Genomic DNA, 16,146 nt, shown 5'->3' on the forward strand with positions numbered 1-16,146 from the left:
ACGATGTGTGGCAGCAGGTGAACGTTCTTCGGGTGAGGGTGCGCGGCGGACGGCGCAGGGCGTCCCGCTCCTCGACTACGTGCGGACGGCCGGGCTGCCCGCGGTCTCCGTGCACCACTGGGCGGGGATCGGCGCCGGGGCGCGGATGCTGGAGATGCACGCCCACGACTACCTCATGCTCGTCTACGTCGCCCGCGGGACCCACGTCCGCCGGGTGGACGGGCGGGACTGGACCCTCACCGTCGGCGACGCCTTCGTGATGGCGCCCGGCGTCGTCGTGGCGCCCTCGGAGCCCGAGCCCGACGTCGAGATGTGGGCCGTCGCCTTCCCACCCGACGCCGTCGACCCGGCCGCCGCCGCACCGCTCGTCTCCTGGCGCGGGCACCCGCTGCTCGCCCCGTTCGTCGGCGACCACCGCGGGGGCGTGCAGCGGCTGCGGATCCCGGTCGAGGACCGCCCGGCCTGGCTCGGCCACCTCGCCGACCTCGACGCGGAGTTGCGCGGCCGCCGCGACGGGTACGCCGACGCCGCACGCGCCCACCTCACCCTGCTGCTGGTCCGCCTCGGCCGGCTCGGCATCGACGGCCCGGCCGAGCTCGCCGTCGACCCGCTGGTCGCGGAGGTGCTCGGGATCGTCGAGGACCGCTACCACGAGGCGATCTCGCTGCGGGACGTCGCCGCCGCGGTCGGCCTGACGCCCGGGCACCTGACCACCGTCGTCGGCCGGGCCACCGGCCGGACCGTGCAGCAGTGGATCACGGAGCGACGGATGCGGGAGGCCCGTCGGCTGCTCGCCGACACCGATCTCACGGTCGCCGACATCGCCCGCCGGATCGGTTACCGGGACGCCGGCTACTTCGTCCGCCGCTTCCGCAGCGCCCATCGGGTCCCGCCGACGGCCTGGCGCCGCGGCACACCGTGAGCACGCTAGGCGAGCACCACTCCCGCCTCGCGCATCTCGACCACGGCGAGCTGGGTGGTCGCCGGCAGCACGCCCGCGCACAGCTCCAGCAGGACGCCGGTGTCGAGACCGGCGCGGCGGGCGTCGAGCGCGGTGGCCTTCACGCAGTGGTCGGTCGCGAGCCCGGCGATGTCCACCGAGTCGACGTCGTGCGCGCGCAGCCACTCCTCCAGCGAGCGCTCGCCGGGCTCGTGGCCCTCGAAGCCGGAGTAGGCCGCGGTGTGGTGGCCCTTGTCGAACACGGCCTCGATGCGCGCGACGTCGAGCGAGGGATGGAAGCTCGCCCCCGGCGTCCCGGCGACGCAGTGCACCGGCCAGGTGTCGACGAAGTCGGGGGTGTCGCTGAAGTGCCCGCCCGGGGCCACGTGGAAGTCCCGGGTGGCGACGACGTGGTCGTAGTCGGCCTGCCGGAGGTACTCGGAGATCGCGGCGGCGGCGGCCGCCCCGCCGGTCACGGCGAGCGAGCCGCCCTCGCAGAAGTCGTTCTGGACGTCGACGACGAGAAGCGCGCGCATCTACTGCTCCGGGAAGACGGTCGGGATGGCGGGTTCGCCCCGGGAGAGCTTGAGACCCTCCCAGGGCACGGAGACCAGGGCGGCGCGCAGCCGCTCGCGGCCCGCCTCGAGGTCCGGCAGGTCGGCCACGGGCTCGCCCTCGCGGACCATCGGGATCGGCAGGGCGCGGTCGTGCGGCCCGGGCTCGGGGGTGACGGTCACGGGGTGCACGACCTCCTCGACCGCCGTCCCGGTCGGCTTGTGGCGGCGCAACGCCGACTTCCGCCCGCCCCGGGACTCCTTGCTGTTGGAGCGTTTGGCGACCGGGCGGCCGTCGACCTCCACGAGTTTGTAGACCATGCCGGCGGTGGGCGCACCGGAGCCGGTGACCACGCTGGTGCCCACTCCGTAGGAGTCGACCGGCTCGGCCCGCAGCGACGCGATGGCGTACTCGTCCAGGTCGCCGGACAGGACGATCCTGGTCTCGGTGGCGCCCAGGGCGTCGAGCTGCTCGCGGGCCTGCCGGGCGAGCTCGCCGAGGTCGCCGGAGTCGATGCGGACCGCGCCGAGCTGCGGCCCCGCGGCCTCGATCGCGCGCTCGATGCCCTGCCGGATGTCGTAGGTGTCGACCAGCCGGGTCGTGTGCACCCCCAGGGTCTCGACCTGGCTGCGGAAGGCGGCCGTCTCGTCGTCGTGCAGGAGGATCCAGGCGTGCGCGGCGGTGCCGGCGGTCGGGACGCCGTACCGGCGTCCGGCCTCGAGGTTCGACGTGGCGCCGAACCCGGCGAGGTAGGCCGCGCGGGCCGAGGCGACGGCCGCCTCCTCGTGCGTGCGGCGCGAACCCATCTCGATCAGCGGGCGGTCGCCCGCGGCGGTGACCATCCGGGCGGCCGCCGACGCGACCGCGCTGTCGTGGTTGAGGATCGAGAGCAACAGCGTCTCGAGGACGACGGCATCGGCGAAGGTCCCCGTGACGGTCAGGACGGGGGAGCCGGGGAAGTAGAGCTCGCCCTCCGGGTAGCCGTCGACGTCGCCGGTGAAGCGGTAGTCGGCGAGCCACTTGAGCGTGCGCTCGTCGAGGGAGCCCTGTAGGGAGGCGAGCTCGGCCTCGCCGAAGCAGAAGTCGCGGAGCGCGTCGAGCACCCGGCCGGTCCCGCCGACGACGCCGTAGCGGCGGCCGTCCGGCAGGCGCCGGGCGAACAGCTCGAACACGCACTGCCGCTCGGCGGTGCCGTCGGCCAGGGCCGCGGCGAGCATGGTCAGCTCGTACATGTCGGTGAGGAGCGCGGTGCTGGCGCTCGAACCCGAGTGGCCGCTCATGCGCAGAGCCTATGCGGCGTTCTGCGCGCGTGCGTGCGCGTGCCACCATGGGCACATGTCCGCGCCGCTGAGCTCGCCCACCACCCAGGTGGACCCTGCCCTGGACGAGGACGTCGCGGGAGACACTCCGTGGCAGGCCGTCGTCTGGAACGACCCGGTCAACCTCATGTCGTACGTCACCTATGTGCTGCAGAAGGTCTTCGGCTATCCCGAGCCGAAGGCCACCGCGCTGATGCTCGACGTCCACCACAAGGGCAAGGCGGCGGTGTCCGCGGGGGACAAGGACAAGATCGAGGGCGACGTCGCCAAACTGCACGCGGCCGGCCTCTGGGCCACCATGCAGCGCACGTGAACGGCTGGAAGCGTTCGGGGCGCGGAGCGCGTGTCCGCTTCGTCACGACCCTCGAGGAGCAGGAGTCGACGGTCCTGCGCGGGCTCGTCACCGAGGTCACCCAGATGCTCGACGGGCGCGCCGCCGACACCCCGCAGGACGAGCTCGCCGAGCTGACCGGCATGCGCACCGGCGCCACCTCCCGGCCCGACGACCGCATCCTCGCCCGACTGCTGCCGGACTTCACCTCCGAGGACGCCGACCTCGCCGCCGGACTCCGGTCGCTGCACGAGCCCGAACTGATCCAGGCCAAGAAGCACGTCGCGGACGCGGTGCTCGCCGCGCTGCCCTCGCGGGGCGGGCGGGTCGAGCTGACCGTCGAGCAGGCCGACGAGTGGTTGACGGCGTTGAACGACGTCCGGCTGGCCCTCGGGACCGCCCTGGACGTCTCGGAGGAGACCCCCGAGTCCTTCCCGGACGACGACCCCCGCGCCCCGCACCTCGGGGTGTACCACTGGCTCACCTTCGTACAGGACTCGCTGGTCCAGGCGCGGATGCAGGTGCTGTAGGGGCTCGTGCCGGTGTCGCCGGCCAGCGATCGGCCGTGGGGTTCGCGGCGGTGATGCCGCCGGCCGCCGCGGAGTGATCGTCCGTGGTGGAGGGGACGGTCGGATGCCGACCGTGCTCGTCCATGACCGGTGATCGACGGGCGGGAGGGCACGCCGGTGGTCGAGGCCCCACGGGGAGCGGGAAGGGCCGGGCGCGACCCGATCGTGTTCACGATCGCAACGGGTTCGGCGCGGACCGGCCCGTCCGGCGGCGTCCGCTGCGATCATCCCGGCATGACCGCTCCTCGGTGGGACGAGCCGGAACCCGTACCCACCCGCCTGCCTTACACGATCAGCTACTCACCGGTGCTCCGGGTCGATCCGGAGATGGTGGAGGGGTTGGTGGGGAGGTTGGCGGGGGTGATCGAGGAGATCGCTCTTACGGAAGCTCGGCTGCAGTCTTTCATGTCGGTGACTCCGCCTGGAAATGATGAAATTAGTCGGAACGCGGCGCGACAGGCCGCGAAGATGGTGGAGGGTGCCACTCGCTATTTGGCGGACTGGCGGTCGAAGCTGATCCAGGCGGGTGCTGCGCTTCGGGTTCAGTCGAAGAGCTACGTCGGATCGGATCGGAGCGCGTAGCCTGATGCGCCAGAGGCTGATGCTAGCCCTCCATAGCGCGCTTGCGAGCGTCTTGTTGACTGGGTGTTCATCGCTCGACTCTCAACCGGCGGAACCTTCAACTGCGGCGCCTCCTCCTGCAGCCCTGGAGGCTCCGTCGGTAGAGCAGCCGCTGAACGCTGTCGGCTTGAACTCGTGTGCGACCCTAGATTCGGTGCAACTGCAGCACCTAGGGTTGGATGAAAGATCTGCAACCGATTACTCCACAAACATCGCTACCGGGTGTGCGTGGACGGCGAACAGTGGCGCGTTCCTTGCGACGGTTGGGCTCCGAACAGATGCAGGAGTACAGCTAGCGTACGATATTCAGGACTCGTTTCCTGCGTTTGTGGTTGCGGAGATTGAGGGCTATCCGGCCGTGTATCTAGATCAGGCGGACGCGATAACTTGTCGTTTCTGGACTGGCGTAGCTGACGACCAGTCCTTCATCGCCGAAGTGCGTAGCCTCGACTTCACTGCCCCGCCACTCTGCGAGAAGGCGGAGGCGCTGGCCTCCGAGGTCATCGACGCGCTTCGTGAGCGGTCCTGAGGGGGAGTCGTGCAGGGGCAGACCTACAGCGGGACGGCGGTGGCGTTCGAGGGGATGACGTTGCCCCAGATCCGGGAGCCGGTGGCGGCGGGGCCGGGGCCGGGGTCGATGCGGGCGGCGGAGCAGGCGCTCGTGGAGGTGTCGCGCACGCTCGCGGACATCAACGCCGAGCTCGAGGCGCTGACCCGTGACTACGCGGAGGCGCACGAGGGCGAGGCGGCCGAGATCACCCGGCTGTACCTGCGGAAGCTGGGGGAGCCGGGTCGGGTCGGGACGGTGATGTTCGAACTGGCGGCGCGAGCGCTCGCCGACCAGGCCGAGTACTACACCGTGGCGAACCGGGAGCTCACGGCCCTGCAGACCACGGCCTCCTACCTGGGCAGGACCGGTAACCCGCACCAGGCCGAGGAGCGCCGGCAGTCGGCCGCGCACGTCGCGAACCGCTACCAGGAGAACTCGAACGCGAACCTGGCGGGAGCGTTCCCGGCGTTCGCCCCGCTGGACCTCCCGACGCCCCACTCCGCCCCGGTCGCACCCGCCGCGGCACCGGGCTGGCCGGGCGGCGTCGCGGCGGCGGCCCCGCCCGTGTCCGCGGCGAGCGCGGCTGCCCCGCTTCCCGGCACAGCCGCGGACGCGCCGGCGACGCCGCCCGTGCCCGTCGTGCCTGCGGCCGCGAAGGCCGGCGGCCCGGCAGGGGGCGGTACGGGCGCGCCCCCGCCCGGCGTGGGTGGCGCGGAGCCCTCGGGCGCACCACGCGCAGCGCGGTCCACGCCCCCCGGCGCCGGGCCCCCGACATCGTGGGCCCCGGGGGCCGTCCCCACGCCACCCGCAGCCCTCGGCGCCCCGCGGGGCGCCGCGCCGGCCGACTCCCTGCGACCCGCCAGGACGCCTCCGGCGCCGACCGGTGACCGGTCGGCGCTCCGTCCGGCACCCGTCGAGCTGCCACCCGGCGTGCTCGGTCCCACCGCCCCACGGTCGCTCGGGCAGCCGACCCCGCGTGTGCTCGGTCCGGGCGTCCTCGGCGGCACTGCTGCGCGGCCGTTCTCCGCGGCGAAGAGCGGTCGCACCGCCGTTCCGGGCGGTCCGGAGCCGGGCCCGCGAGGGGTTACGGGAGAGCGGGTCCGGGTCGGCGAGCCGTGGACGGAGCCGGCGCGGGGCGGTTCGGTGGCGCGGACCCCGTCGTCACACCTCCCGTACCTGCCGGCGGGCGTGGGCGGCGGCCGCCGCGGGGAGCCGCACCCGCGGCCGGACTGGCTGGTCGAGGACGACCCCGACGGGGTGTGGCTGGTCGACGTGCCCGAGTACGGGCCGGGCGTGCTCCGCGGCGGGGACGGCAGCGCGGACGGCAGCACGGACGGCAGCACGGACGGCAGCGGTGATCCCGGTCACCTCGCTCGGCGCTCGTCGGGCGTGTGAAACTCGTCGGGCGAGTGTGCTCCGGACGGACGTGTTACGTACGCTTGTCACGTGCTGGTCATCCGGAAGGATCTCCTCGACGAGATCGTCGCCCATGCCCGCCGGGACCACCCGGACGAGGCGTGCGGCGTCGTCGCGGGTCCCGAGGGCTCCGACCGACCCGAGCGGTTCATCCCGATGCTGAACGCGGCGCGCTCGCCCACGTTCTACGAGTTCGACTCGGGTGACCTGCTGCGGCTGTACCGCGAGATGGACTCGCGCGACGAGGTGCCGGTGGTGATCTACCACTCCCACACGGCGACCGAGGCCTACCCGTCGCGCACGGACATCTCGTACGCCTCCGAGCCCGAGGCGCACTACGTCCTGGTCTCCACCCGCGACTCGGCGGAGACGAACCACACGGGCCACGAGTTCCGGTCGTTCCGGATCGTCGACGGTGTGGTGACCGAGGAAGAAGTCGAGGTCGTGGAGACTTATATGTTCGCGCACACCGGCGCGGACGACGTCCCCGACCTCGGCTGACCCGTCCTCGCCACACCCCCACCGAACGAACCCGAGCAGGAGCTTCGAAGAACCATGGCCGTCACCGTCTCCATCCCGACCATCCTCCGCACCCACACCGGGGGCGAGAAGGCCGTCGAGGCCAAGGGGGGCACCGTCGCCGAGGTGATCGACGACCTCGAGTCGCGGCACGCCGGCCTGAAGGACCGCCTCATCTCGGACGGCAAGCTGCACCGCTTCGTGAACATCTACGTCGACGACGAGGACGTCCGGTTCGCGGGCGGCCTCGAGGCCCCCGTCAAGGAGACCTCCACCGTCACCATCCTGCCGGCCGTCGCCGGCGGTATGCGCTGAGCTGACGGCACCGGGCGGCGGGCCGAGAACCCGCCGTCCTCTGCCCGCTCTTGGAGGAGCGATGGCGCGCTACGACTCACTTCTGCAGGCCGTGGGGGACACCCCCCTGGTCGGTCTGCCGTCGCTGTCGCCCGCGGAGAACGTCCGGCTCTGGGCGAAGCTCGAGGACCGCAACCCCACCGGCTCGATCAAGGACCGCCCCGCGCTGGCGATGATCGAGAAGGCCGAGGCGGACGGCGTCCTCGCGCCCGGCTGCACCATCCTCGAGCCGACCTCGGGGAACACGGGCATCTCGCTGGCGATGGCCGCGAAGCTCAAGGGCTACCGCCTGGTGTGCGTGATGCCCGAGAACACGTCGGAGGAGCGGCGGCAGCTGCTCGCGATGTACGGCGCCGAGATCATCTCCTCGCCGGCCGCGGGCGGCTCGAACCAGGCCGTCGCGATGGCCAAGGAGCTGGCCGCCGAGCACCCGGACTGGATCATGCTCTACCAGTACGGGAACCCGGCCAACGCCGACGCGCACTACCGCACCACCGGCCCGGAGATCCTGCGCGACTGCCCGGAGATCACGCACTTCGTCGCGGGCCTCGGCACCACCGGCACCCTGGTCGGCACCGGCCGCTACCTGCGCGAGCAGAAGCCGGACGTGCAGATCGTCGCCGCCGAGCCGCGCTACGGCGAGCTGGTCTACGGCCTGCGGAACCTCGACGAGGGCTTCGTCCCCGAGCTGTACGACCCCTCGGTCCTCACGGGCCGTTACTCGGTCGGCAGCTACGACGCCCTGCGCCGCACCCGCGAGCTGGTCGAGAAGGAGGGCATCTTCGCCGGCATCTCGACCGGTGGGATCCTGCACGCCGCGCTCGCGGTCGCCGAGAAGGCCGCCGGGTCGGGGGACAGCGCCGACATCGTGCTCGTGGTCTGCGACGGTGGGTGGAAGTACCTCTCCACCGGCGCCTACTCCGGCGAACTCGACGACGCGGCGGAAGGCATCGAGGGCCACCTCTGGGCCTGACGCCCCGCCACCGGAACGTGCGTCGTGGCTCCACGACGCTGGTCCCGGAGGGCGCGCCCCGGCCCCGTGACGGCGGTGCCGAGGGTCCGGGCGCGCACGATGGCTGCATACCACGGTGCGGGGCCGGAAGAGCCTGCGCCTGCCGGGCAGCCGCGCCCGCCGAAGGCGACGGTGGCTGCGATCCACGGGTCCTGGCCGACACCGTTCACGGCAGGGTGACGATGTTTCCGCGTACTCTCGGCCCCATGGCTGCGCCGCAGGTACCGAGCTCCCTCCCCGCCTCGCGGTCGTCGCGGGGCATCGCGCGCATCGTCCCGCCGCACCCGCTGCGGGCCGCCGTGGTGATGCTGCTGTTCACCGCGGTGCTCTACGCGGTGGAGTTCTACGACCAGATGTCGGGGCAGTACCTCGACAACGAGGGGATCATCTCCCGCAACGCCGACGGTGCGTGGGGGATCCTCTGGGCCCCGCTGCTGCACGGCGGCTGGCCGCACCTGTGGGCCAACACCCTGCCCTTCCTGGTGTTCGGCTGGCTCGCGATGGCGGGCGGGATCCGGCAGTGGGTCGGCGTCACGGCGCTGATCTGGCTCGGCAGCGGGGCGGCCGTGTGGCTCGTCGGACCGAGCATGGCGTCGACCATCGGCATGTCCGGCGTCATCTTCGGCTGGCTGCTGTTCCTGCTGGCCAGGGGCTTCTTCGCGCGGTCCGGACGGCAGATCGCGCTGGCCGTCGTCCTGCTGTTCCTCGAGGGTGGGATGCTGTTCGGCGTGCTCCCGGGCAACCCCGGCATCTCCTGGCAGGCGCACCTGTTCGGGGCGCTGTTCGGGGTGCTGGCCGCGTGGCTCGTCGCGCGGGCCGACCGGACACCCACACCGAGCTGAGGCCGCGCCCCGCCCCGCCCCGCTCCACCCCCCGACCACCGCAGGACACCCGTGACCGATCGTGACGCCCCCATCGGCATCTTCGACTCCGGCGTCGGCGGCCTGACCGTCGCCCGCGCCGTCATCGACCAGCTACCCGCGGAACGGATCGTCTACGTCGGCGACACCGCGCACGGCCCGTACGGCCCGCTGAAGATCGCCGACATCCGCCGGCACGCCCTCGCCATCGGCGACGACCTGGTCGACCGAGGGGTGAAGCTGCTGGTCGTCGCGTGCAACACCGCCTCCGCCGCCTGCCTGGCCGACGCGCGCGAGCGGTACCCCGTGCCCGTCGTCGAGGTCGTCCTCCCGGCCGTCCGGCGGGCGGTCGCGGCCACCCGCAACGGGCGGATCGGCGTGATCGGGACCCGGGCCACCATCGCCTCCGGCGCCTACACGGACGCGTTCGCCGCGGCCCCGGACGTCGAGGTCACCGGCGTCGCCTGCCCCCGGTTCGTCGACTTCGTGGAGCGCGGCATGACGAGCGGGCGGCAGGTTCTCGGCCTCGCCCAGAGCTACCTGGAGCCGCTGCAGCAGGCGCGGGTCGACACCGTGGTGCTCGGGTGCACGCACTACCCGCTGCTGACCGGCGTGCTCCAGATCGTGCTGGGCCCGGACGTCACCCTGGTCTCGAGCGCCGACGAGACGGCCAAGGACGTCGTCCGGACCCTGATGGCGTCGGACCTCGCCAGGGACCCGGAGACGGACCCGCCGCCCGGCCCGCACGAGTTCCTCGCGACCGGCGACCCGGAGCCCTTCCGCCGGCTCGGGCGGCGCTTCCTCGGCCCCGAGATCGGCCGGGTGCAGCAGGTGCCGGCCGACGCCGTGGAGGCGCTCCGGTAGCGTCGGAGCGTGATCGGCGTCCTGGAGGTCGTGGCGTACGTGGCCGCGGCGGCCGTCGCGCTGTACGGCGTGTTCACCACGGTCCGCAACCGTCCGCCGGACCGCACCCACCGCCTCGCGGTCGGGGCGTTCGAGGCGGTCCTGGTCATCCAGGCGGTGATCGCGGCGGTCCGCGTGTTCGGCGGCGTGCAGCTGCCCGAGCAGTCGACCTTCCTCATCTACCTGCTGGTCAGCGTGTGTGTCATGCCGATCGCCCTGCAGTTCGCGACTGCCGAGCCGACCCGCTGGGGCGGCACGGTCATCGCCGTGGGCGCGATCGGGACCGGGGTGGCCGTGTGGCGGCTGCACGACCTGTGGGTCGCCGGGAATGCCTGAGCCGACGGGCGGACCGGGCCGCGGGCCGCGCGCGACGGCGACCGGGCCCGGCCGGGTCCTCATCGCCGTGTACGCGATCTTCGCCCTGTCCGCGACGGCCCGGGCCGGCGTGCAGATCGCGGCGAGGTTCGCCGAGGCACCGGTGGCCTACGCGCTCTCGGCCCTCGCCGGCGTCGTCTACCTCCTGGCCACGATCGGGCTGGCCGGCCACGGGCCGGGGTACCGCAGGCTGGCCTGGGGCGCGGTCGTCTTCGAGCTGGTCGGGGTGCTGGTGGTCGGCACCCTGACCGTGTTCGACACCGGGGACTTCCCCGACGACACGGTCTGGTCCGTGTACGGGCGCGGCTACGGCTTCATCCCGCTGGTGCTGCCGTTCGTCGGGCTGTGGTGGCTGCGGCGCACGTCGGCCGAGGGTTAGCCTCCTCACCATGAAGGTCGTCGTGCTCGGCTGTTCGGGGAGCGGACCGGGGCCGGACTCGCCGGCGTCCGGTTATCTCGTCGAGGCGGGCGGGACCCGACTGACCCTCGACCTCGGCAACGGCACCTTCGGGGCGCTGCAGCGCTCCCTCGACCCCTGGGCGCTCGACGGCGTGGTGTTCAGCCATCTGCACCCGGACCACTGCGCGGACCTCTCGGCGCTCGCCGTCTGGCGCCGCTACCACCCGAGCCCGCCCGTCGACCCGACCCGCACCCGGCTGCCCGTGTTCGCGCCGGTGGAGGCACCGGAGCGACTCGGGGCGGCCTACGCGCCGTCCGCCGCCGAGCGCGCCGACACCGACCTGTCCGACGTCTTCTCCTTCCGGGTCCTCGCCACGGGCTGCGAGGCCACGGTGGGCGGCGCGGTGCTGCGCGCGGCCGCGGTCGACCACCCCTGTGAGGCGTACGCGCTGCGGGTGGAGCACGGCGGCCGGAGCCTCGTCTACAGCGGGGACACCGGGCCGTGTCAGGGGCTCGTCGACCTGGCCCGGAGTGCCGACGTCCTGCTCTGCGAGGCGTCCTGGCCGCACACGGACGACATGCCGACCGGTGTCCACCTCTCCGGCCGGCAGGCGGGGGAGCACGCCGCGGCCGCCGGGGTCGGGCGGCTGCTGCTCACGCACGTGCCGGTCTGGACGGATCCCGAGCCGATCCTGGCGGAGGCCAAGGCGGTGTTCGACGGGCCGGTCGAACTGGTCCGGTCGGGCGGCGAGTACGAGGTCTGAGTACGCGGTCCGAGGGCCTCCTTAGGATGTCGGGGTGACGCGAGCAGACGGCAGGACCGACGACGAGCTGCGCCCGGTGCGCATCACCCGCGGTTTCCAGAAGCACCCGGCGGGCTCGGTGCTCGTCGAGTTCGGGGACACCAAGGTGCTGTGCGCGGCCAGCGTGACCGAGGGTGTGCCGCGCTGGCGCAAGGGCTCCGGGCTGGGCTGGCTCACCGCGGAGTACGCGATGCTGCCGTCGGCCACCAACACCCGCTCCGACCGTGAGTCGGTCAAGGGCCGGGTCGGTGGCCGCACGCACGAGATCAGCCGGCTCATCGGACGGTCCCTGCGCGCCTGCATCGACCTCAGGGCGCTCGGCGAGAACACGGTCGCCCTCGACTGCGACGTGCTGCAGGCCGACGGCGGCACCCGCACCGCGGCCATCACCGGCGCCTACGTCGCGCTGGTCGACGCGGTGACCTGGCTGGGCGACCGAGGCAGGCTGGCCGACCCCAAGCCGATCTCGTGCCAGGTGGCGGCGGTGAGCGTCGGCGTCGTCGACGGGCGGGTACGGCTGGATCTGCCCTACGAGGAGGACTCCCGCGCCGAGGTCGACACCAACGTCGTCGCGACGGACACCGGCACGCTGATCGAGGTCCAGGGCACGGGGGAGGGCGCCACCTTCACCCGCAGCACGCTCGACGCCATGCTCGACACGGCGCTCACCGGCATCGCCCGGCTGACGCGGCTGCAGACCGAGGCGCTCGAGTCGTGAAGGTCCTGCTCGCCACGCGCAACGCGGGCAAGCTCGTCGAGCTGCGGCGGTTGGCCGAGGGATCCGGTGTCGAGGTGCTCGGGCTGGCCGACGTCCCCGAGTTCCCGGAGGCGCCCGAGACCGGCGCGACCTTCGCCGAGAACGCCCTGGCCAAGGCCCGCGACGCCGCGGCGGCCACCGGGCTGCCGTCCGTCGCCGACGACTCCGGGCTCGCCGTCGACGCGCTCAACGGCATGCCGGGCGTCCTCTCGGCGCGGTGGGCGGGCCGGCACGGCGACGACCTCGCCAACCTGAACCTGCTCCTCGGCCAGCTGGGCGACGTACCCGACGAGCGCCGCGGCGCCGCGTTCGTGTGTGCGGCGGCGCTGGTGGTGCCGGGCGGTTCGGAGGAGGTGGTGCACGGGGAATGGCGTGGACGACTCGTCCACGCGCCGCGGGGGAGCAACGGCTTCGGCTACGACCCGATCTTCGTTCCGGAGGGCGAGGCGCGGACCTCCGCCGAGCTCAGCCCGGCGGAGAAGGACGCGGCCAGCCACCGGGGCCGGGCCTTCCGCGCCCTGCTGCCGCACCTCGAGGCACTGTCGACCTGAGCCGTCCCGCGAAAGCCCACGTCGGGAGCGCATCATGGAACCAGAGTGCGCCGAAGCTCGGCGTCCGGAACGCGTTATGGAACCATAGTGCGTCGTAGTCCGCGTCCGGAGCGCGCTATGGAACCATAATGCGCTAGATGCCGGCGTCGAGAGCGCATCTCTGGGACCATGACGCGGAGGGGTGTGGTCCTGCTGCGACGTGCAGCCGTCGTGCGGTGGCTCAGTCGCTGGGGGCGTCCTCGGCCAGGACCTTCCTCGCGCGGGCGAAGGCGCTGTTGGCGGCGGGGACGCCGCAGTAGACGGCGCTCTGCAGCAGCACCTCGACGATCTCCTCACGGGTCAGTCCGTTGCGGCGGGCGGCCCGCAGGTGCAGTTCCAGCTCGTCGAGGTGACCGTGGGCGACGAGCGCGGTCAGCGTGATCGCGCTGCGCATCTTCCGATCCAGGCCGGGCCGGGTCCAGATCCCGCCCCAGGCGTACCGGGTGATCATCTCCTGGAACTCGGCGGTGACGTCGTCGGCCTTCTCGAGCGAGGCCTCGACGTGCATGGCGCCCAGCACCTCGCGGCGGACGGCGAGGCCCGCGGGGTCGAGGTCCAGCTCGCGCTTCTCGGTGCTCACGGCGGCACCGTAGCCCGGGAACAGGGCCGGGGCCGGGCGGGTTCCGGTGATCGGAAGGCGGCGCGCGATGCGTGTTGTCCGCGACCGTGGACCTGTCAGATTCGTCCCTCTCCGGTCGAAGCCGCGATCATGGGTTCGGGGTCCGGGAGCGGCGATCATCGCTCGGGACCGAGGGGCGCCAGATGTGGCGCTGTGTGGTCCGGGACGGCGATCGTGGACGCACGGCGGGTCGTGGGTCCTCGCCTGATCGTTGTTTCGGACCGGCCGCCGCCAGATGTGGCGCTGTGTGGGCCCGAACGGCGATCTTGGCCGCGGCCGAGTGGTGGCTCGGCGCGCGCGGACTGATCACCGCGTGCGACCATGGGCCCGCCAGATGTGGTCGCTCCTCGGTCGTGAGCGGTGATCATCGAGGTGCACCGGTCGGTCCCGGTGATCATCGGTGCGGACCGGTGGGCGCCGTGTGCGGCCCTGGACGGCGGTCAGGGGTCGGGTGTGACGACGTGCGGTCGGCCGTCGTCGGTACGGTCGGCGGATGTGAAGTGGTGGCGACCCGTGCTGGCCGGGCTCGGCGTGGTGGTACTGGTTGCGACGGTGCTGGTCGTGTCGCGGGTGTACGGGATCCCGGGGGTCGCGGACCTGCGGCGGCTCACCGCCGAGGCCGGGCCGTGGGCGCCGCTGCTGTTCCTGGGGCTGCAGGCGGGGCTGTGTGTCGCGCCCGTCCCGCGGACCGTGTTCACTCTGGCGGCGGGCGTGCTGTTCGGGTCCCTGGTCGGGCTCCTCGTCACCCTCGCCGCCACCACGCTCGCGGGGGTGCTCGCCTACGTGCTCGTCCGGGCGACGGGCGGGGCCCTCGTCGAGCGGTACGTCCGCGGGTCGGCGGTGACGTGGGTGCGCCGGCGGCTCGACCACCACGGCACGCTGGCCGTGACCTCGATGCGGCTGGTGCCGCTGGTGCCCTTCGCCGCGCTCAACTACGTGTGCGGGCTGTCGAGGGTGCGGTTCGTGCCATACCTGCTCGGGACCGTCGTGGGGATCGTCCCGGGCACGGTGGCGATCGTGGTGCTGGGCGATGCCGTCGGCGGACGGCCCTCCCCGGCCCTGGTCGCGGTGTCGGTGGTGTGCGGGCTGATCGGGTTCGCGGGGGTCGTCGTGGCGGCCCGCAAGCCCCTCCCGGAAGACGTTCCGGCGGACGAGGTCGGTGAGCGGGCCCACTGAGCCTCGACCGTCGGCTTCACCAGCGCCCTTGCTGGTCGGGAAGACGTACCGGCGGCGGGATTCGAACCCGCACTGTCGACCACCTAAAGATCGTGCCTCCTGCCAGTTGGGCTACGCCGGCTCCCCACCTTCGTCCTTCCGCCGGCACCAGGTGGCGGTGACGGCGTGGCAGTTCGGACACAGGATACGGAGGTTCTCCAGCCGGTTGTCGGTGTGGTCCCCGTTGATGTGGTCGAGCTGCCAGCGGCAGTGGGACCCCACGCCACTCGGCCAGCCCGCACTGCTCGCAACGGGCGGGCCTGAGGCCTTCCCTGATCAGCCGCCGCCGCAGGTTGGAGGTCCGGTAGAGGGGCCCCCGCACGAGAATCTCCGACAGCGGACGCTTGCGAACCAGTTCAGGTCGCGTCGTCGGCCAGCGGGCACCGACGAAGTGCGAGGTGTCGAGCCCCAGCCGCCGGATGTGGCCGTTGAGCAGGCGGTGGACTCCGCCGTTCGGCGTGTAGCCCAGCCGCCGGCTCAGGTCGGACACCGAGTCGCTCGCCGCCACCGCAGCGGTGAGATCCTCGTCCGTCCACCTGCGCGCTCTCGGCATGATCCGACCGTAGCGAACATGTGTTCGATCGCGCGGACGTCGTCCACAGGGGTCAGATCTTCAGGTCCTTCCGCAGCTTGGCGACGTGGCCCGTCGCACGGACGTTGTACAGCGCGGCCTCGATCCGGCCCTCCTCGTCGACCAGGAAGGTCGAGCGGATCACGCCGGTGACCGTCTTGCCGTACATCGTCTTCTCGCCGAAGGCGCCCCACTCCTGCAGGACCTTCTTGTCCGGGTCGGACAGCAGCGGGAAGGTCAGCCCCTCCTCGTCCCGGAACTTCGCCAGCTTGGCCGGCGTGTCCGGGGAGATGCCCAGCACGTCGATGCCCGCGTCGTTCAGCTCGGCGAGGTTGTCCCGGAAGTCGCACGCCTGCTTGGTGCACCCCGGCGTGGACGCGGCCGGGTAGAAGTACACGACGACCTTGCGGCCGCGCAGGTCGGCCAGCGAGACCGGCTTCTCGTCGGCGTCGGGCAGGGTGAAGTCCGGGGCGGTGTCGCCCGGCGCGAGGCGTGTCGTCATGCCCCGATCCTGTCAGTTCCGCCCGACCGCGGGACGTCGGCGGGCCCGTGTCCGACCGCTCGTCTACGGTGTGCCCGAACCCGAGTCCGATGACGAGCACCGAGGAGTGTGTCGTGACCCGCGACCCCGAGAGCATCCAGAGCGAGATCGAGAAGACGCGGGACGCGCTCGCCGACAGCCTGGACGCGCTGACCGACCGCGCCAACCCGAAGCGGTTCGTCGACTCCGGCAAGCAGCAGATCGCGGTCAAGCTCGAGGACCCGAAGATCCGCTACGCGCTCATCGGTGTCGGGGCGATCCTCGCCCTGGCCGTGTTGAAGAAGCTGTTCTCCTGACGAGGCCGGGGTCCCGGAATCCTCACCGCTG

At 72.6% G+C, this 16,146-nt stretch carries 22 protein-coding genes, 1 tRNA gene and 1 pseudogene; 18 read left to right on the forward strand and 6 right to left on the reverse strand.

Annotated features, from left to right (window positions below):
- The first annotated feature begins 7 nt into the window (after positions 1-7).
- Positions 8-922, forward strand: a complete 915-nt coding sequence (locus ACL02T_RS24340; protein ID WP_412833071.1) for a helix-turn-helix transcriptional regulator — start codon at positions 8-10, stop codon at positions 920-922.
- Between the two features lie 5 nt (positions 923-927).
- On the opposite strand, the gene ACL02T_RS24345 is transcribed toward ACL02T_RS24340, so the two are convergent.
- Positions 928-1,476, reverse strand: a complete 549-nt coding sequence (locus ACL02T_RS24345; RefSeq protein WP_412833072.1) for a nicotinamidase — start codon at positions 1,474-1,476, stop codon at positions 928-930.
- Positions 1,477-2,775 carry a nicotinate phosphoribosyltransferase gene (locus tag ACL02T_RS24350; RefSeq protein WP_412833073.1) on the reverse strand — a complete coding sequence of 433 codons (1,299 nt, stop codon included), beginning with the start codon at positions 2,773-2,775 and terminating at the stop codon, positions 1,477-1,479. It lies immediately after the preceding gene.
- Positions 2,776-2,830: 55 nt separating this feature from the next.
- Here ACL02T_RS24350 and clpS point away from each other — a divergent pair, with 55 nt between their 5' ends.
- The 15 genes from clpS (at position 2,831) to rdgB (ending at position 12,834) form a co-directional block, all read left to right on the forward strand.
- Positions 2,831-3,127 carry an ATP-dependent Clp protease adapter ClpS gene (gene clpS, locus ACL02T_RS24355; RefSeq protein WP_412833074.1) on the forward strand — a complete coding sequence of 99 codons (297 nt, stop codon included), beginning with the start codon at positions 2,831-2,833 and terminating at the stop codon, positions 3,125-3,127.
- Positions 3,124-3,675 (forward strand): DUF2017 domain-containing protein, encoded by a 552-nt coding sequence (locus ACL02T_RS24360; protein WP_412833075.1) that lies wholly within the window; start codon positions 3,124-3,126, stop codon positions 3,673-3,675. The genes clpS and ACL02T_RS24360 overlap by 4 nt, the downstream gene beginning before the upstream one ends.
- 129 nt (positions 3,676-3,804) lie before the next feature.
- Complete coding sequence (locus tag ACL02T_RS24365; protein ID WP_412833076.1) at positions 3,805-4,296, forward strand: PE domain-containing protein; 492 nt, start codon at positions 3,805-3,807, stop codon at positions 4,294-4,296.
- Positions 4,297-4,315: 19 nt separating this feature from the next.
- On the forward strand, positions 4,316-4,864 hold the full coding sequence (locus ACL02T_RS24370; protein WP_412833095.1) for a DUF3558 family protein: 549 nt from the start codon (positions 4,316-4,318) through the stop codon (positions 4,862-4,864).
- A gap of 9 nt (positions 4,865-4,873) precedes the next feature.
- Complete coding sequence (locus tag ACL02T_RS24375; RefSeq protein ID WP_412833077.1) at positions 4,874-6,280, forward strand: hypothetical protein; 1,407 nt, start codon at positions 4,874-4,876, stop codon at positions 6,278-6,280.
- Positions 6,281-6,331: 51 nt separating this feature from the next.
- Positions 6,332-6,802, forward strand: coding sequence for a M67 family metallopeptidase (locus ACL02T_RS24380; protein WP_037050057.1), 471 nt, complete (start codon positions 6,332-6,334; stop codon positions 6,800-6,802).
- A gap of 54 nt (positions 6,803-6,856) precedes the next feature.
- Entirely contained in the window at positions 6,857-7,135 is a 279-nt protein-coding gene (locus tag ACL02T_RS24385; RefSeq protein ID WP_037050058.1) for a MoaD/ThiS family protein, read from the forward strand.
- A gap of 61 nt (positions 7,136-7,196) precedes the next feature.
- Complete coding sequence (locus ACL02T_RS24390) at positions 7,197-8,147, forward strand: PLP-dependent cysteine synthase family protein (protein WP_412833078.1); 951 nt, start codon at positions 7,197-7,199, stop codon at positions 8,145-8,147.
- Positions 8,148-8,392: 245 nt separating this feature from the next.
- Positions 8,393-9,028 (forward strand): rhomboid family intramembrane serine protease, encoded by a 636-nt coding sequence (locus ACL02T_RS24395; protein WP_412833079.1) that lies wholly within the window; start codon positions 8,393-8,395, stop codon positions 9,026-9,028.
- 51 nt (positions 9,029-9,079) lie between these two features.
- Positions 9,080-9,910, forward strand: a complete 831-nt coding sequence (murI, locus tag ACL02T_RS24400) for a glutamate racemase (RefSeq protein ID WP_412833080.1) — start codon at positions 9,080-9,082, stop codon at positions 9,908-9,910.
- A gap of 9 nt (positions 9,911-9,919) precedes the next feature.
- Positions 9,920-10,285 (forward strand): hypothetical protein, encoded by a 366-nt coding sequence (locus ACL02T_RS24405; protein ID WP_412833081.1) that lies wholly within the window; start codon positions 9,920-9,922, stop codon positions 10,283-10,285.
- On the forward strand, positions 10,278-10,703 hold the full coding sequence (locus ACL02T_RS24410; protein ID WP_412833082.1) for a hypothetical protein: 426 nt from the start codon (positions 10,278-10,280) through the stop codon (positions 10,701-10,703). The genes ACL02T_RS24405 and ACL02T_RS24410 overlap by 8 nt, the downstream gene beginning before the upstream one ends.
- 10 nt (positions 10,704-10,713) lie before the next feature.
- Entirely contained in the window at positions 10,714-11,487 is a 774-nt protein-coding gene (locus ACL02T_RS24415) for an MBL fold metallo-hydrolase (protein ID WP_412833083.1), read from the forward strand.
- A 34-nt stretch (positions 11,488-11,521) separates the two neighbouring features.
- Positions 11,522-12,244: a ribonuclease PH gene (gene rph / locus ACL02T_RS24420; protein WP_412833084.1), complete on the forward strand. Its 723-nt coding sequence runs from the start codon at positions 11,522-11,524 to the stop codon at positions 12,242-12,244.
- On the forward strand, positions 12,241-12,834 hold the full coding sequence (gene rdgB, locus ACL02T_RS24425; protein ID WP_412833085.1) for an RdgB/HAM1 family non-canonical purine NTP pyrophosphatase: 594 nt from the start codon (positions 12,241-12,243) through the stop codon (positions 12,832-12,834). Before rph ends, rdgB begins: the two co-directional genes overlap by 4 nt.
- Positions 12,835-13,054: 220 nt before the next feature.
- Here the strand turns inward: rdgB and ACL02T_RS24430 are convergent, their stop codons facing one another.
- Positions 13,055-13,381, reverse strand: coding sequence for a carboxymuconolactone decarboxylase family protein (locus ACL02T_RS24430; RefSeq protein ID WP_412833096.1), 327 nt, complete (start codon positions 13,379-13,381; stop codon positions 13,055-13,057).
- A 606-nt stretch (positions 13,382-13,987) separates the two neighbouring features.
- Here ACL02T_RS24430 and ACL02T_RS24435 point away from each other — a divergent pair.
- Positions 13,988-14,668, forward strand: a complete 681-nt coding sequence (locus ACL02T_RS24435) for a TVP38/TMEM64 family protein (RefSeq protein WP_412833086.1) — start codon at positions 13,988-13,990, stop codon at positions 14,666-14,668.
- Between the two features lie 46 nt (positions 14,669-14,714).
- Here the strand turns inward: ACL02T_RS24435 and ACL02T_RS24440 are convergent.
- From ACL02T_RS24440 to bcp, 3 genes and pseudogenes are all read right to left on the reverse strand, one after another.
- A tRNA-Leu gene (locus ACL02T_RS24440) sits at positions 14,715-14,789 on the reverse strand.
- Positions 14,780-14,932, reverse strand: a pseudogene (locus tag ACL02T_RS24445) (hypothetical protein); the annotation flags it as partial. The gene ACL02T_RS24440 and the pseudogene ACL02T_RS24445, both read right to left, overlap by 10 nt.
- A 380-nt stretch (positions 14,933-15,312) precedes the next feature.
- Positions 15,313-15,780 (reverse strand): thioredoxin-dependent thiol peroxidase, encoded by a 468-nt coding sequence (gene bcp / locus ACL02T_RS24450; protein WP_412833088.1) that lies wholly within the window; start codon positions 15,778-15,780, stop codon positions 15,313-15,315.
- Positions 15,781-15,893: 113 nt separating this feature from the next.
- Here bcp and ACL02T_RS24455 point away from each other — a divergent pair, with 113 nt between their 5' ends.
- Positions 15,894-16,115, forward strand: a complete 222-nt coding sequence (locus ACL02T_RS24455; protein WP_412833089.1) for a DUF3618 domain-containing protein — start codon at positions 15,894-15,896, stop codon at positions 16,113-16,115.
- Positions 16,116-16,146 lie beyond the last annotated feature (31 nt).

The sequence above is a fragment of the Pseudonocardia oceanicola genome, from assembly GCF_047200735.1.
Lineage (GTDB): Bacteria > Actinomycetota > Actinomycetes > Mycobacteriales > Pseudonocardiaceae > Pseudonocardia.